Origin of the sequence: Kangiella taiwanensis, assembly GCF_020005165.1 — a bacterium.
GTDB lineage: Bacteria > Pseudomonadota > Gammaproteobacteria > Enterobacterales > Kangiellaceae > Kangiella > Kangiella taiwanensis.
On sequence record NZ_JAHCLT010000001.1, the window covers coordinates 194,720 to 209,117 of the forward strand.

The 14,398-nt window shown below is 45.3% G+C and carries 16 protein-coding genes; 8 read left to right on the top strand and 8 right to left on the bottom strand.

What is annotated here, in order from left to right:
• Entirely contained in the window at positions 1-747 is a 747-nt protein-coding gene (locus tag KFK88_RS00945) for a slipin family protein (RefSeq protein WP_223576779.1), read from the top strand.
• A 7-nt stretch (positions 748-754) separates the two neighbouring features.
• Here KFK88_RS00945 and KFK88_RS00950 read toward each other — a convergent pair whose 3' ends face one another.
• The 4 genes from KFK88_RS00950 to KFK88_RS00965 all read right to left on the bottom strand — a co-directional run bounded on the left by KFK88_RS00950 (position 755) and on the right by KFK88_RS00965 (position 4,990).
• On the bottom strand, positions 755-1,618 hold the full coding sequence (locus KFK88_RS00950; RefSeq protein ID WP_223576780.1) for a pirin family protein: 864 nt from the start codon (positions 1,616-1,618) through the stop codon (positions 755-757).
• A 666-nt stretch (positions 1,619-2,284) separates the two neighbouring features.
• On the bottom strand, positions 2,285-3,166 hold the full coding sequence (locus KFK88_RS00955; protein ID WP_223576781.1) for an aspartoacylase: 882 nt from the start codon (positions 3,164-3,166) through the stop codon (positions 2,285-2,287).
• Between the two features lie 17 nt (positions 3,167-3,183).
• Entirely contained in the window at positions 3,184-3,663 is a 480-nt protein-coding gene (locus tag KFK88_RS00960) for a thermonuclease family protein (RefSeq protein WP_223576782.1), read from the bottom strand.
• Positions 3,664-3,667: 4 nt separating this feature from the next.
• Positions 3,668-4,990, bottom strand: a complete 1,323-nt coding sequence (locus KFK88_RS00965) for a threonine/serine exporter family protein (RefSeq protein ID WP_223576783.1) — start codon at positions 4,988-4,990, stop codon at positions 3,668-3,670.
• Between the two features lie 607 nt (positions 4,991-5,597).
• On the opposite strand from KFK88_RS00965, the gene KFK88_RS00970 reads away from it, so the two are divergent.
• From KFK88_RS00970 to KFK88_RS00980, 3 genes are all read left to right on the top strand, one after another.
• Entirely contained in the window at positions 5,598-7,991 is a 2,394-nt protein-coding gene (locus tag KFK88_RS00970) for a TonB-dependent receptor (RefSeq protein ID WP_223576784.1), read from the top strand.
• Positions 7,992-8,217: 226 nt separating this feature from the next.
• Entirely contained in the window at positions 8,218-8,835 is a 618-nt protein-coding gene (locus tag KFK88_RS00975; RefSeq protein WP_223577655.1) for a MarC family protein, read from the top strand.
• A gap of 99 nt (positions 8,836-8,934) precedes the next feature.
• Entirely contained in the window at positions 8,935-9,420 is a 486-nt protein-coding gene (locus tag KFK88_RS00980) for a DUF2165 family protein (RefSeq protein ID WP_223576785.1), read from the top strand.
• Positions 9,421-9,486: 66 nt separating this feature from the next.
• Here the strand turns inward: KFK88_RS00980 and rarD are convergent, their stop codons facing one another.
• The gene (gene rarD, locus KFK88_RS00985) at positions 9,487-10,440 is read right to left on the bottom strand and encodes an EamA family transporter RarD (protein WP_223576786.1); all 954 of its coding nucleotides are present in this window, start codon (positions 10,438-10,440) and stop codon (positions 9,487-9,489) included.
• A 42-nt stretch (positions 10,441-10,482) separates the two neighbouring features.
• On the bottom strand, positions 10,483-10,944 hold the full coding sequence (locus KFK88_RS00990) for a thioesterase family protein (RefSeq protein WP_223576787.1): 462 nt from the start codon (positions 10,942-10,944) through the stop codon (positions 10,483-10,485).
• 233 nt (positions 10,945-11,177) lie between these two features.
• Here KFK88_RS00990 and KFK88_RS00995 point away from each other — a divergent pair, with 233 nt between their 5' ends.
• The 3 genes from KFK88_RS00995 to KFK88_RS01005 are packed head-to-tail and all read left to right on the top strand — an operon-like array spanning position 11,178 to position 12,441.
• On the top strand, positions 11,178-11,612 hold the full coding sequence (locus KFK88_RS00995) for a c-type cytochrome (protein WP_223576788.1): 435 nt from the start codon (positions 11,178-11,180) through the stop codon (positions 11,610-11,612).
• 48 nt (positions 11,613-11,660) lie between these two features.
• A complete protein-coding gene (locus KFK88_RS01000) occupies positions 11,661-12,128 on the top strand; it encodes a GNAT family N-acetyltransferase (protein ID WP_223576789.1) in 468 nt (155 codons plus the stop codon).
• Complete coding sequence (locus KFK88_RS01005) at positions 12,121-12,441, top strand: c-type cytochrome (RefSeq protein ID WP_223576790.1); 321 nt, start codon at positions 12,121-12,123, stop codon at positions 12,439-12,441. The genes KFK88_RS01000 and KFK88_RS01005 overlap by 8 nt, the downstream gene beginning before the upstream one ends.
• On the opposite strand, the gene KFK88_RS01010 is transcribed toward KFK88_RS01005, so the two are convergent.
• The gene (locus KFK88_RS01010; protein WP_223576791.1) at positions 12,422-12,790 is read right to left on the bottom strand and encodes a DoxX family protein; all 369 of its coding nucleotides are present in this window, start codon (positions 12,788-12,790) and stop codon (positions 12,422-12,424) included. The two genes, KFK88_RS01005 and KFK88_RS01010, sit on opposite strands and share 20 nt — an antisense overlap.
• 152 nt (positions 12,791-12,942) lie before the next feature.
• Entirely contained in the window at positions 12,943-13,500 is a 558-nt protein-coding gene (locus KFK88_RS01015) for a carboxymuconolactone decarboxylase family protein (RefSeq protein WP_223576792.1), read from the bottom strand.
• Positions 13,501-13,667: 167 nt separating this feature from the next.
• On the opposite strand from KFK88_RS01015, the gene KFK88_RS01020 reads away from it, so the two are divergent.
• Positions 13,668-14,357 carry a DUF899 domain-containing protein gene (locus KFK88_RS01020; RefSeq protein ID WP_223576793.1) on the top strand — a complete coding sequence of 230 codons (690 nt, stop codon included), beginning with the start codon at positions 13,668-13,670 and terminating at the stop codon, positions 14,355-14,357.
• The last annotated feature ends 41 nt before the right edge of the window (positions 14,358-14,398 follow it).

Consider the following 14,398-nt stretch of genomic DNA (forward strand, 5'->3'; position numbering starts at 1 on the left):
ATGAATATTTTGTATCCAGTCATTCTAGCCATTGTCGTTTTGCTAGTGGCTAGCATGTTTAAGATTCTTCGCGAATATGAGCGTGGCGTTATTTTTATGCTGGGTCGCTTTTGGAAAGTTAAAGGCCCTGGCCTCATTATTCTGATCCCATTTGTCCAACAAATGGTTCGTGTCGATTTGCGTACCGTGGTGATGGATGTTCCAACTCAAGACGTTATCTCGCTAGATAACGTGTCGGTTGAGGTCAACGCTGTGGTCTACTTCCGAGTAATTGATCCTCAGAAAGCCATCATTAATGTTGAGCACTACTATGATGCAACCAGCCAATTGGCACAAACCACGCTACGTTCTGTCCTTGGTCAACATGAGTTAGACGAAATGCTGGCTTCTCGCGAGCAACTAAATACCGATATCCAAGCCATCTTGGACAACCAAACAGATGCTTGGGGTATCAAGGTGGCTAACGTCGAAATTAAGCATGTGGATCTGAACGAAAGCATGATCCGTGCGATTGCGCAACAAGCCGAAGCAGAGCGTGCGCGTCGGGCTAAAGTGATCCATGCGCGCGGCGAAATGGAGGCCTCGGAAAAACTTCTCGAAGCCGCCAAAGTCCTATCGCAACAGGAAGAAGCGATCCAGCTGCGTTATCTGCAAACCCTGTCGAGTTTGGCTGGTGAGAACAGCAATACCATCGTCTTCCCGCTGCCGATCGACTTTATGAAGAACTTCATGAAGAAAGATCAATAGGACTGGGTTAGCTGAGGCTCTGACCAAACTTACCGCTTTTGAAATCATCAAAGGCTTGCATGATTTCTTCTTCACTGTTCATAACGAATGGGCCCGCGCCGACTATGGGCTCATTCAACGGCTGACCGCTCAGCAGCAACAGGGTGCTATCTTCTTCAGCGGTTATCTGTATTTCGCTACCGCTATTGTTGAATATTATTGTGTCATCGGCTCCGGCCTGATGTTCATTAATACTGATTGAGCCTTTTAACACCACAACAATGGCGTTCCATTGTTCGTTGATGTCCACTCGCTGGCTCTGACCACTTTGCATTGATAAATCCCACACATTTAAAGGGGAATAGGTATGCGCTGGGCCTTGTTTACCTTGATACTCACCGGCAATCACTCTCAAGCTACCGCCTTCTAGGGTGAGATTCGGAATATCGTCTGACTTAATGGCCTGATAACCCGGCTGTGCCATTTTATGCTCTTTGGGTAAATTCACCCAAAGCTGAGCCATTTCCATGATGCCCCCGCGCTCAGTAAAGGCTTCTGAGTGGAACTCGTCATGCAAAATACCGTTACCCGCTGTCATCCACTGCACATCGCCGGGATAAATCGTCCCACCTTTACCAGTTGAGTCCCGGTGCGACACTTCACCTTGATAAACAATGGTAACCGTTTCAAAGCCACGGTGCGGGTGCTCACCAACACCTCTCGGCTGAGAGCTCGGCTCAAAATTGGCTGGCCCCGCATGATCAAGCAACAAAAATGGGCTGATTTGCTGCCCTTTGCTGTTATATGCAAATAAAGAGCGCACCGGAAAGCCATCGCCAACCCAGTGGCCTTGTGGTGCTTTATAAATGCCTTGAATCGTTTTTTGCGCCATATCGAGCTCCTTCCAAGCAACCCTATTCATTATTAACAAGGCCACTCTTCATTAAGTTATAGAGCTATATATTGATGCAAGTCTCACTTTTTTCAACTTCTCGACAAATTTAAATGAGAATCGTTTGCATTTAAGAAATGTTATCGGTATGATTCGTTTCAAGGTCAGGGCAGAACGAGGTAGCGCTGCTCACCAACACAATTCGCTGAGGTCATGACAGTGGTGTTTATCGGAAAGCCCCACCTCTCCTACGAGCTTGATCCAGCGAACCCAATTCCAACAATAATAAAACTGCTATCATAGGTCTCTTCACGCTATACCGCCCTTTGGGCGGTTTTTTTTGCTATCTATTTTCTATGGTTCCACCATGATATGTCTCTTGTGAGACAGAGTTATAAAGTGTTTTAACGTTCATTTTTTGACGAGCAAAAAACGAACCAAAAAACTCGCCCCAAAAGTTAGGCGCTACCGCGCTTCCCTCATCATTAAAAATTTCTTCACGTGCCGCAAAACGAAACCTCCATGTTTCGTTTTTGCTAAATTGGGCTATCCCTGCCCAATTTGCACTATAATTTTTAACCTTGAGGCTAACTTTTAACGGGGTGACTGGTGCTAATTATCCAGCTTCAGATGTGTTGAACCTCAAGCATTAGCTTGAAAGTATTTCTATCCGATATGAAAAACCTTCTTCCTCGACATAGCAAAGGCTTTCTTTTCATCGTAATAAGCCGCTTCATTAATAAAGCTCATATAACAATCTTCACCGTCATAAATCACTTCGTCGCCATTAAATAACGTGAAAATCGGCTCGCCAGAGCGTAGTAGGGAAAAGTCACGGTCTTGGATGCCATGATGCACCATGCCAGAGATTTCACCGTTCACATCGGTGGGCAAAAACATCACATCAAAGTACTCAAATACTTCTATCGACTCTGAAGGCTGTGGTAATTGATGATTGTTGTATTCGTTGAGAAACTTGAAGATAAGCTGGGTCGTTTCTTCAGTTTTATCGAAAACATCTTGCCGCAATTGGCCCTGAGCGGTTGCACCGATTTCCACTAAGACATGCTGCGGTGCGACCGACATCAAGAAATGATGATCCGGCATCGACTCTAAAGTTACGGAAACATTATCCATCCGTTGTTGAACGTAGTCCACCAGCATGAGGTGAAACGTATCCGTTTTGGTTAGTACTAAATTCACACCCATCGGGGCAGTTGATGTGTGTAAATCGATAATCATATCCGTGCGACTATCGCCTTTAGGCCCTAGCTTTTGATTGATCTTTTTCGCTAGCTCATTTTCATGACCAAATAAAGAGTCGTCATTTAAATCTGCTAGTTTAAAGCTACGATTCAAGTCACGTTCAAGGTAACGCTTATTGGCAAGGTGTGCTTCATGATTGGCTTTAAACAGTTCGACTTTAAAGCTATGCTGTCCTAACTTCTTGGGAAATTGGCGATACTTGTTGAGCAAGTAGATCCCCGTCAACTCATTGCCATGAGTCCCACCGACCAACGCCACTTGCTTAATCATTTCACTCGACATAATGCTCACCTTAACGCTTATTTCCTTTGATGGGACTGACGCCAATCCCAAGGGTTTTGCCGTTGAGCCTCTGGTAAAGCCCACAAGCCACGGCCTGCATCTTTCGCCTCTTGCTGTAGCGCTCGCATGCGCTTACTTTTACTGTACTTCCAGGCCCACGCAGCGCCTGACATTACCATCATATCATTAATACTCTTACCATTAACTTGAATCACAGCTAAACGGCGGCCGTAACGATCGCGCTTCTCACCTAGTAAACTTAAAGGCTCACCATCAAGCAGATCATCTAACAAAGCTTTCGACTCTTCAGCGTAAGGCTGGTGCTTTTCAGGAGCATCAATATCTAACAATCTTACCGTAAATTTTTTACCGGCATCACAACACAAAACCGCGCTGTCACCATCCTGAACATACACCAGACGATACCCCTCTTGCTCAGCCTGAGAACAGGCCAATACGAGAAACAATAATGTACATAACACAAATGCTCGCATCATCAGTTTATTCCTTCGCGTTATCGATTACTTCGACATCCGCTGGTTCTGTTTTGATTTTTGGTTTAGGCAAGGTCGCAATCGACGACACCAACAGACCTGTAATCAAAGAAATACCGACAATAATCATATTAAACGCCGTTTCTAAACCGCCAATGATATTGTGATCAAGAATTTCGGTTAAACTCCTGAAGCCAACACTGCCCGGAACTAAAATAATGAAACCTGGCATCATCACCGCCGCAGTGGGCACTTGCTTAATTCGATAGGCTAAGTTTGCGAAAACTCCCACGGTCAAAGCACCAAAGAATGCACCTGTCGCGGCACCCAGTTCAGCGCCTGCCCAACGTGACACAAAAAATGACGATGCGGTAGTCGCTATAACCCATAACAAGTGACGACTTCGAGTTTGAAACAGCATCATCAAAGACCATGAGCTTACAACGATCGCAATCCACACTGTCCATTGAGGTAGTTGATGATCAATCGACGTCGTAATCGACGCCTGTCCAAAAAAAATAGCGGCCACTTGTGAGCCAATGGCCACGCCAAAAATCATCTGAATAAAAATCACCACCGAACCAAGCAGTCTTGCCGTACCCGACACCAAGTTCTGCGTCGCTAACTCCGCCATGGCAATGGTGAGCATCATACCGGGCACTAATACAATAATGCCGGATACTACTGGGATGTAGGTCGAACTTAGTCCTATCCAATAATTAAAGGCAAAAGAAATTAACGTCGCCAGAAATGCAGACAGAGCCGGCATTAGATTGGAAACCGTTTCAGAACGTAACCCGCCAATATTAACAAAGACACCAACAATTAGGCCTGTGACAGAAGCCGTAATAATTTCAGGAATACCACCACCGAAAATTCGACAAATTGCCGTAGACACCAACATGAAGCACAAAATCATCCACCACTTGCTGTGTAGCGGTGCCGAATTCGTAATGTCAGTCAGCTCCTTGGCCCCTTTCTCAGTAGTTATCTCACCATTAATCACCGCATAAGCCACATCAATCGTTCGGCTTAATTTATCCACGTTGACCTCACCCGAATTCGAACGAATCACATAGGTACGCGGTTTGTCTTCATCCTGAATGAAGGTCATGGTAATGCTGGTCGGCACTACGGTCGCTTGCAAACCATAGCCCAGCTGATCCGCCACGTTCGTCATCAGTCGCTCTAATTCATAGCTCGGTACACCATAGGTGTGCAACGCTTTCACCAACCGCAGCATAAATCCCACAGGTTCATGCCGGTCAGGATAATTCGGTACATTATCCAAACGTCGTTCGGCTATCGAAATCGGCAAATCGTCGGCCATAGCAACTTTTTCCTTATGAATTAATTATTTGGCGCTGTTTTTATATATTCTAGAGAAACTCTGTTACAAATATCTACAGGCTACTGATTGCATCTTACTTTTTAATAGAATAGCATTGCAAACTTGAAGTATTTTGACTTTTTCAAAGTGCTTCACCACAAATCCTTTACGGAATATGCATTAAACTCTTTAAATAGAGCTGCGTGAATACACTATGAATAGAATGTTACGTCACATTATTGTTACAGCTGCCTTGCTAAGCATGGCTTTGCTTAGCGTGTCGCATGCATTTTCACCTATTCACCAGGATGCAACCGATCTTCCCGAGTGTACTTTTTGCTTGCACCATGCTGGCAATCAACTGCATACAGCACCGCATCAGATAACTGTTCCACAACCACTCGAGATGAGCGCAGAAATGATCACCCTTAACTCTAGCACGGTCTTTGTGCGAAGCATCCGCCCATTCTTCGGACGCGCCCCACCTCAATTAGCATAACTCAACAACTCTAAACACTATTAACGATCCCATACTTAGCCGAGAGCAACTCTCCTACGGCAAGTTTTTGGGCTGTAGCATATGCTAAAAATTTGAGGTAACACCACAATGAAACTTAGAACACTAAGTCTATTAATCACGGGAATATTGGCTTCCCAAAGCGCATTAGCGGCTGAAAAGAATCTTACAGGCGTCATTACAGGTGATGACAACCAACCACTTGAAGGTGTTGAAGTTCACCTTCGAGCACAAAATTTATCCACAACTACCGATGCTAGCGGCAAGTTCACTTTCGAAGATTTAGAAGAAGGCCGATACGTACTCGACATCAAAGGTGGTAGCGAAGGCCACATTAACCGTTCGGTTCGCCATGACGGTACGGACAAATCAATCAGCCTGACACCTGAAAATGCAGAAGTGTTGGTTATTACGGGTAACCCTCTTGAACATTCCAGCCTTGAGATGGCATCGCCTGCCGTCATCATCAGCGGTGAAGAGCTGGTAAAAAATCGTGGTGCTAACATCGGCGAAACTCTAGCACAAACTCCAGGCATCAACCTATCAAGCTTTGGTGCTGGCGCTGGCCGCCCCGTTATTCGTGGTCAACAAGGTAACCGTGTGACAGTTTTGAGTAATAACAGCTCGACTCAAGATGCCTCAAACTCTAGCCCTGACCATTGGATCGCAGCAGAGCCATTATTGGCTGAGCGTGTTGAAGTCTTAAAAGGGCCAGCAACATTACTCTATGGTGGCGGTGCAGTTGGTGGCGCGGTCAATGTTGTCGACAATCGAATTCCTATGCACTTAACTGATGGTATTGAGGGTGGTTTTGAAGCCAGAGCCGCAGATTCAGCCACCGGTGAGCGCAGTACGGTTGGTACTGTAACGGCATCCGCTGGTAACTTCGCCTTCAACATTGATGGTTTCAAATCTGAAACTGATGATTACGAGATCCCTGCTTACGCTGAATCCTCTTTCTTAAGAGCAGAAGAAGCACACGAGCATGAAGGGGAAACCGAAGAAGAGCATGCTGAGCATGAGGAAGAGTTCGGCGGTACATTGAATAACACCCGCACGGATACCAAAGGCGGAAGCTTCGGTGTTTCTTATATTGGTGACCGTGGCTTTATCGGTATGTCTTATACTGAGTTCGAACGTTCTTATGGCTTACCTGGGCACGCTCATGGGCACGAAGAAGAACATGGTCATGAGGATGAGCATGCTCATGAAGAGGAAGAGCATGGCGAGCATGAAGAAGCTGTCTTTTTAGATTTAGAGCAGAAGCGTTATAACCTAAAAGGGCAATTAAGCGACCCTTTTTCGGGCTTTCAAAATCTTAAGTTTAACTACTCAAAAACAGATTACGAACATCAAGAAATTGAAGGCGATGAAGTAAGCACTCGCTTTACTAATGATGCTCAAGAGCTTCGCGTTGAGGCGGTTCACAACTCATGGAACGGCTGGCAAGGCGCATTCGGCTTACAGCTGAGCGATAGTGATTTCGCTGCCGTAGGTGCCGAAACGTTCATCCCGGCTTCAAATACCAAAAACTACGGTATTTTCTGGCTGGAAGAAGTCGATAAAGGCGACTGGCATACAGAACTCGGTCTACGCCTGGATCAACAAAAAATCGATGTTTCTAGCACTGCAAATTTCGGTGGCGCTCAACGTGACGATAAAGCTTATAGCTTTGCGGCAGGGACCGTATGGCACATTGATGATTCTTGGTCACTACCGATTAACTTCGCGCTGGCTCAACGTTTACCCTCTGTGGAAGAGTTGTATTCCAATGCTGGACGTGATGAAGACTCGTACGTTCCTCACTTGGCAACATTAAGCATTGAAGTAGGCAACGAAAATCTAGACAAAGAAACGGCGCAGAATATTGATATTGGACTACGCTATCACACCGATGAAGTACATGCCTCCGTATCATTGTTCCATAACAAAGTCTCTGATTACATTTACCTTGAGCACCATGAGCATGAAGAAGAGCATGATACTGGCGGTGGTCATGATGAGCACGAAGAACATAGTGAATTTCCAATCTTTGAGTTCACTCAAGACGACGCAACGTTTACAGGCCTCGAAGCTGAAATCGATTGGACCTTTGGATACCAAGGCGACTCTTACTGGAAAGCCGGGTTATTTGGTGACTACACACGTGCAACACTCGACAAAGGTGGTTATTTACCACGCACACCTGCTAAGCGCTTCGGCGGCAATATTGGATTTGTTCAAGGTGACTTAAGCGCTGACTTCACAGTGATTAAAGCCGATGACCAAAACCAACTAGCAGAAGACGAGTTGCCTACGGAAGGTTATACGTTAGTTAATATGAGTGTTGGCTATAACGTCTACTTCGATAATGCTGACTTACTACTGTTCTTAAAAGGCGAGAACATGGGCGATGAAGAAATTCGTGACCACGCTTCTTTCCTGAAAGACCGCACGACACGTGCCGGTAGAACTTTCTCGGCAGGATTCCGATTAACGTTCTAATCGAGATCAGTTGTAAATTTTCTTATTGTTACCCCCAGGTTGGCTTAGCTGCTCCTTCTCGCTAGGCCGACCTTCTAGGGATACATTCCGCTTTAACCCCTTGAAATTATAACTTTTATCCCCATATCTCTTGCGACAAAGATCCTTTACCTACTCAACATCTAAAGTAGGTATAATTATCAAGTAATGGCATCTAAGGTTAAGGAGAGCAATCATCGAAAAGTTTATTAAAGACGCATTAATCCTTTGGGCCACTATTGACCCGATTGGCACTTTAGCAATTTTCGCCTCATTAACCGCTACGCTGACACCAAAAGAGCGTTTCAAAACCGCCGTAAAAGCCATTACCTACTCAGCTATTATTTTGGTGGGTGCTGTTGTGATCGGGCAGATTTTGCTTTCCGCTATGGGCATTAGCTTAGTATCACTGCAAGTTGCTGGTGGCATGATCCTTTTTATATTCTCCTTACAGATGATATTCGGAGATGCTCTTGCCTTTAGCTCGGGCGGAGAAAAAGAAAAAGGTCATGATATTGCTGTATTTCCGTTAGCCGTTCCCTCAATCGCAACGCCCGGCGCGATCATGGCAGCGATTTTATTAACTGATAATCATGTCTACGACATTCAAACCCAAGTGGGTACCAGCTTGATCATGTTAGGTGTGTTGGCTGTCGCTTTCCTTTTTATGTTAGCCGCTAGTCCAATTCTTAAAGTCATCGGACAAAATGGTGCTGCTATCCTGATCCGCGTGATGGGCCTGATTCTTGCAGCTATGTCGTTAGAGTTTATTTTGGAAGCATTCAAAATATTTGAGTGGCTCGAGACTTTTAATCAGACCTCCTAGCGACTTGCCTTTAAACTCACGTTTATAAAGGGCTCACCCAGTCCCTTAGCTTCTGCTATAGTAATGTGGTTGTTTTTTATACAATCATTTGGAGGGAGAATGGGGATCCGATACTTAAAAATTATTCTTGTGGTGTTTTTAGGTCTGCTTTGCTTAATTTATGGCTTACAAAACATTGCCAACTTAGAGGCCTGCTTTCAATCAGTTTCTTATGTTTTAGGGATGTCAGAACATACCTATTACGCAAACTCTTGGTTTCCTGCTTTTACCAGCAGCGGTTTAGTCTGGCTTTGCGTCTTTATCATCATTGCTGCAGAGCTATCCGCAGGGCTCCTACTTTTTCTCGGAGCTTTTGCCTTAATCAAAGCTCGTACTGCTGACAGCGACACTTTTAATCAAGCAAAAACACTGGCACTACTGGGTGCCGGAATCGGCATCATTGTCTGGTTTGGATTTTTCGGTGTCCTTGGTGGCGCTTGGTTCCAAATGTGGCAAACATCTGTAGGCGCACAATCGCTCGGCGGTGCTTTTCAGTATTTCGCCAGCTGTGCTTTTATTTGGTTGATCGTAAAGAGTAGCGATTAATACCCACTTGGAAAATTGATAGCTAGAGGTTTCTTTTTACAGAAGAAACCTCTTTCGACCACACAGCTACCCAACGACCACTTTCTTACGACGGTTGGCTTTAACCACGCCGATGGTATAAACCACCAGTCCAGCCCATATCAAACCGAAGGTCATCAGAAGATCGAGGTTAAACGGTTCTTTGAAGACGAACACCGCCAGAATAAAGGTTAAACTCGGCGCCAAATATTGCAGGAAACCAATCGTATTCAACGGTAAGATTCGTGCGCCGGCTGAGAATAACGCCAGTGGTACGGTGGTAATAACACCACCCGCAACCAGCAACCAGTCGATGGTTGGAGATAGAGTCAGGAAGCTTCCTGTTCCTGTATGCCATAGGTAATAAATGTAGCCGACAGTCACTGGTAACACGATGAGAGTTTCCACCAGCAAACCCTGAAGCGGACCAATATTAACTTGCTTCCGTAACAATCCATAAAAGCCAAAAGAAAAAGCTAGGAATAGCGAAACCCACGGTAACCCGCCCATCACAATTACGCGATAGGTAACGCCAGCGATAGCCAAGCCCAGCGCCCATTTGCTCCACGTAGACAGTTTCTCTTTAAGGAAGATGATGCCTAAAGCCACACTAATCAAAGGGTTAATAAAGTAGCCTAAGCTAGTCTCCAGCACGCGATCGTGAGTCACAGCCCAAGTAAACACAAGCCAGTTACCCGAGATAAGAATCGCAGTGATCACCAAAATCCCCATGATTTTCTTGTCCTTTAGCACCCCCTTAGGGAAAGGACGCTTGATCACGAGCATGATCAGAAGCACCACAGGCACCGACCAAGCCACCCGATGCGCTAAAATTTCTAATGCGGAAACTTGTTGTACCGTTTTAAAGTAAATTGGCGCTAAGCCCCAGATAACAAACGCGCCCAACCCACACAAGTAGCCCGCTTTAGTATTCTGCTGTTCTTCTTCATGACTTTGTGGCAAGTCTGCTAACGGCTGATTTGAAGTGTTGTCAGCTTTCATGACGATAACCCATTGAAATATAAGAGTGTAAGGAGAGTTTCGTTAACCCACCATAAAGGTACCTGTTGCTACTGCAATCTGGGTATTGTTTTCATTAACTAATTCCGCGCGCACCACCGCAACCTTTTTCCCCGCTCGTAGCAGTTCTGCCTTAGCGTAAAAGGTTTCGCCACGGCCAGGACGTAAAAAGTCCACACGCAAGTCGATCGTGCTCAGCTTTGCAATTTTTTGTTTTAATTCATCAAGATGGGTCGCTGGGTTACGATGCAAAATGCCCACAGCGGCCATAGTGCCGCCAACCATATCCATCGCAGAAGAAATCACTCCGCCGTGCAAGATTCCTTGGATATAGTTGCCCACCAACTCTGGCTTCATGTCGAAAGTAATGACGCACTCTTCTTCACTAACCGTTTGATATTTAAGGCCAATGTGACGATTAAAAGGAATATTGTTAACCAATGCTTCGCCCAACATACGCAAAGCATCTTGCTGCAGTGAACCCATACTAAAAGCACCACCCCGAATTTATGCCCATTGTGCCTGATCCGACTTTAAAAAAGTATGCCCTTAAGCGAATAATCAGAATAACTTTAGGTTATTTTAATTAGGCTATTTGATCGCGCCATGATTACGGTTATAATTTGCGCACTGAATTTCCACCTTTGGGTGTTTTGGCAATGCTTATTTCAAATCCTAATAAGCCAGTAGCCGATGATCTGTATTGATAGAGAGAGACCATGACTAAAGTTAAATCATTGTTCGTATTAGCTGTGAGCTTCACAGCAGCAGTATTCGCCGGCGCAGCGGCAGCGACTCACTTGAGCGACTCAAACGTTAAAGATCGTTTAGAGCCAGTTCACAAGGTATACGTTGAGGGTGATGAGGTTCCACAAGTCTCGAATACAGCTCCAACTACAGCAGCTTCTGGTCCTCGTGAGCCAGTGGATATTTACAACACCTACTGTACAGCATGTCACGCTTCTGGCGTAGCTGGCGCTCCAGTACTAGGCGACGTCGCGGTTTGGGACGAGCGTATGGCTCAAGGCATTGAAACCGTTTATGCCAACGCCATCAATGGTATCAACGCGATGCCACCTAAAGGTACTTGTGCTGACTGTTCTGACGACGAAATCAAAGCCGTCGTTGACTACATGCTTGAAGAAAGCAAGTAATCTCTTCCAAAGCCGATCGATTGATCGGCTTTTTTGTGCCTGCAATATATGACCATGCAGTTCATCAAGCCGCAACCACACCATCTGTTAGAAGTGATGGAGTGGGTCAGAAGTCCTAAAGTCTTCGACATTTGGGCAGGTCCTGGCGTCCGCTTTCCTTTTACTGCAGAAACCTTTATAGACGATCTGAAGCTCGATGAGCTACAGAGCCGTGTTTTAATTGACGGTGATACAGTCGTCGCTTTTGGACAAACTTATCAGCGACTAGGACACACTCACCTCGGTCGCTTAGTGGTCGATCCGACCGCACAGGGAAAGGGCATTGGCACAGAACTGATCCAGCGCTTGATGCTGCTGGGTGATGAGCTTTTTGATAGTAGTGGTTACTCTCTTTTTGTTCTCAAAGCTAACACCAAAGCAAAAAACCTTTACCTTAAACTTGGTTTTGATGTTGCCGAGTACCCGGAGATCATGCCGCTCCCTGACTGCCTTTACATGGTGAAGCCTCGTGACTAGCATTCTAAAATACCTTTTATTCCTTACAGCGATACTAGTACTTGCAGCGTGTGATCAAGCACCTCCAAAAAATGATGGAGAGAGTATTTATTACCGATCGTGTTTTAGTTGCCACGAACGTGGCCATGGTGGCGCGCCCCTGCGTGGCAATATAGAGCAATGGCAAGCTCGCTTAGATAAAGGTGAAGCAGCCTTAATGAAAAGCATGGTCGAAGGCTACAAAACGATGCCACCTAAAGGCGGTTGCTTCGACTGTACTGAAGCAGATCTTCAAAAAGCTTTTGAGTTTATGCTTAAGCCGAAGGCCCAGTAACGGCCTGGATGAATCGTCTAATATCTTTTCTTCCTGCATAAGCACGCCAAACTGCTACCAGCAAAATCACACTGGCAATAACTAACATCATCCACTCACTGTGCATCAGGTGCGTTGCCACTGCACCCACCATCACACCACTCAGCCCCAATGCCGCTAATGACGACAGTCGCGGAATCATTAGTGCTACAGCGCCCGCAACTTCAATAACACCGGTCAAGTACATAAACCACAACGGGTAACCCCAGCGTCCAAAAGCCTCAAGCTCAAACTCTAAACCCAGCAATTTTGCACCGCCGGAGAGAAAGAAAATTAGCGCTAATAAAACAGTAATCATCTTAATCTTCATGCTGCTTCTCCATAGTTTCATTAATCTAAAGACTCGTAACACTGACAAACATTACACCGAACTTTTCATACCACCAATAAAAAAGCGTTGGATTTCTACCCAACGCTTTAACTATCAACAGCTTTTAACAAACCAACTTCACAAATATGAAACTACGAGTCTTTACTCCAAGCTTCCGCCTGAAATTCTTTGTTAGTCTCTGTTCCTGTAATGTGATTGGTGTAATTACTGATCGTCTTCATGGCCACACCGAGTACAACTTCTAGTACTTGTTGCTTCGTAAAGCCAGCTTCTAAGAATGTTTTTACTGCTTTTTCATCAACCCAACCACGATCCTGAATGACACCTTGAGTAAATCGAATCAATGCGTTTATCTTGTCGCTATCAGTATCATCACGATCTCGAATCGCATTAACAATATCTTCGGCAACGCCCACCATCTTCTTAGCGATAACCGAGTGTGCGGCGACACAAAACTCACAGCCATTCTCGACACTGGCAGTAAGAAAAATGACCTCTTGCTCTTCTGCGCTAAAACTTGAATTCTCCATCAAGTCACTTAATTGCATATATGCTTTCAAGGTTTGTGGAGCTTCCGCTAAATTAGCGTATAGGTTGGGCAAAAAACCCAACTGCTTTTGCGCCCCCTCTAGAATCTCTTTCGAGCCCTCTGGAGCAGAATCTACGGTATGACTTTCGAATAAACTCATAATAAACCTCTTATGGTTTCATGAATGTGTCTTACTTAGAGTACTAACAGCTTAATTTATTACAGTATTCTTTTAAAAGAATAGCTTCACAAGATATGACCACTCCAAAAATTTAACGTTAGTTATGGTAATCTTAAAAACCATGTCCACTGTATAGGAGCGCAACCATGTCTTCTAGCAAGCCCCCTCTTCCACCGATTGTGTCATCCAAAGAATGGCAAAATACTCTCGATGAGTTCGTCAAAAAAGAAAAAGCATTAACACGCGCTCAAGATGCCTTAAACGCCGAACGTCGCCGACTGCCAATGCGAAAAATTGATAAAGAGTACAGCTTCCATGCGCCTAGCGGTGAAGTAAACTTACTCGATCTTTTTGAAGGCCGTAAACAACTGATCGTGTATCACTTTATGTTCGGTCCCGACTGGCAAGCAGGCTGCCCTGGGTGTTCATGGGTCACAGATGCAATGACACATCCTGCCCACTTTCACGCTCGTGACACCACATTGGTCCTTATTTCACGTGCTCCGTTAGACAAGCTTGAACACTATCGACAACGCATGCAGTGGACTAAACCTATCCCTTGGTACTCCTCTCAGGGCAGTGACTTTAACTACGACTTTGGTGCAACCGATGATAACGGCGAGCAGCACGGCGTTAGCGTCTTCCTTCGTGACGGTGATGATATTTACCAGACCTACCATACTGGCGATCGTGGCGTCGAGTATTTAGGTAGTCATTGGACTTATTTGGACTTAACGCCTTATGGCCGACAAGAAGAATGGGAAGACTCTCCAGAGGGCTGGCCACAAACACCAACCTACGAGTGGCAAAAGCGCCACGATGAATATAATACTTGACCGATTTAACCTATAAAAAAAGCCGAGGAAACCCTCGGCTT

What these genes read in the sequence shown, in the direction of transcription:
- KFK88_RS00965 (WP_223576783.1), bottom strand. Translation starts at nt 4,990, where the DNA reads ATGGCCGACGATTTGCCGATTTCGATAGCCGAACGACGTTTGGATAAT.
- KFK88_RS00970 (WP_223576784.1), top strand. Translation starts at nt 5,598, where the DNA reads ATGAAACTTAGAACACTAAGTCTATTAATCACGGGAATATTGGCTTCC.
- KFK88_RS00980 (WP_223576785.1), top strand. Translation starts at nt 8,935, where the DNA reads ATGGGGATCCGATACTTAAAAATTATTCTTGTGGTGTTTTTAGGTCTG.
- rarD (WP_223576786.1), bottom strand. Translation starts at nt 10,440, where the DNA reads ATGAAAGCTGACAACACTTCAAATCAGCCGTTAGCAGACTTGCCACAA.
- KFK88_RS01015 (WP_223576792.1), bottom strand. Translation starts at nt 13,500, where the DNA reads ATGAGTTTATTCGAAAGTCATACCGTAGATTCTGCTCCAGAGGGCTCG.
- KFK88_RS00950 (WP_223576780.1), bottom strand. Translation starts at nt 1,618, where the DNA reads ATGGCGCAAAAAACGATTCAAGGCATTTATAAAGCACCACAAGGCCAC.
- KFK88_RS01010 (WP_223576791.1), bottom strand. Translation starts at nt 12,790, where the DNA reads ATGAAGATTAAGATGATTACTGTTTTATTAGCGCTAATTTTCTTTCTC.
- KFK88_RS00990 (WP_223576787.1), bottom strand. Translation starts at nt 10,944, where the DNA reads ATGGGTTCACTGCAGCAAGATGCTTTGCGTATGTTGGGCGAAGCATTG.
- KFK88_RS00955 (WP_223576781.1), bottom strand. Translation starts at nt 3,166, where the DNA reads ATGTCGAGTGAAATGATTAAGCAAGTGGCGTTGGTCGGTGGGACTCAT.
- KFK88_RS00960 (WP_223576782.1), bottom strand. Translation starts at nt 3,663, where the DNA reads ATGATGCGAGCATTTGTGTTATGTACATTATTGTTTCTCGTATTGGCC.
- KFK88_RS00945 (WP_223576779.1), top strand. Translation starts at nt 1, where the DNA reads ATGAATATTTTGTATCCAGTCATTCTAGCCATTGTCGTTTTGCTAGTG.
- KFK88_RS01000 (WP_223576789.1), top strand. Translation starts at nt 11,661, where the DNA reads ATGACCATGCAGTTCATCAAGCCGCAACCACACCATCTGTTAGAAGTG.
- KFK88_RS01020 (WP_223576793.1), top strand. Translation starts at nt 13,668, where the DNA reads ATGTCTTCTAGCAAGCCCCCTCTTCCACCGATTGTGTCATCCAAAGAA.
- KFK88_RS00995 (WP_223576788.1), top strand. Translation starts at nt 11,178, where the DNA reads ATGACTAAAGTTAAATCATTGTTCGTATTAGCTGTGAGCTTCACAGCA.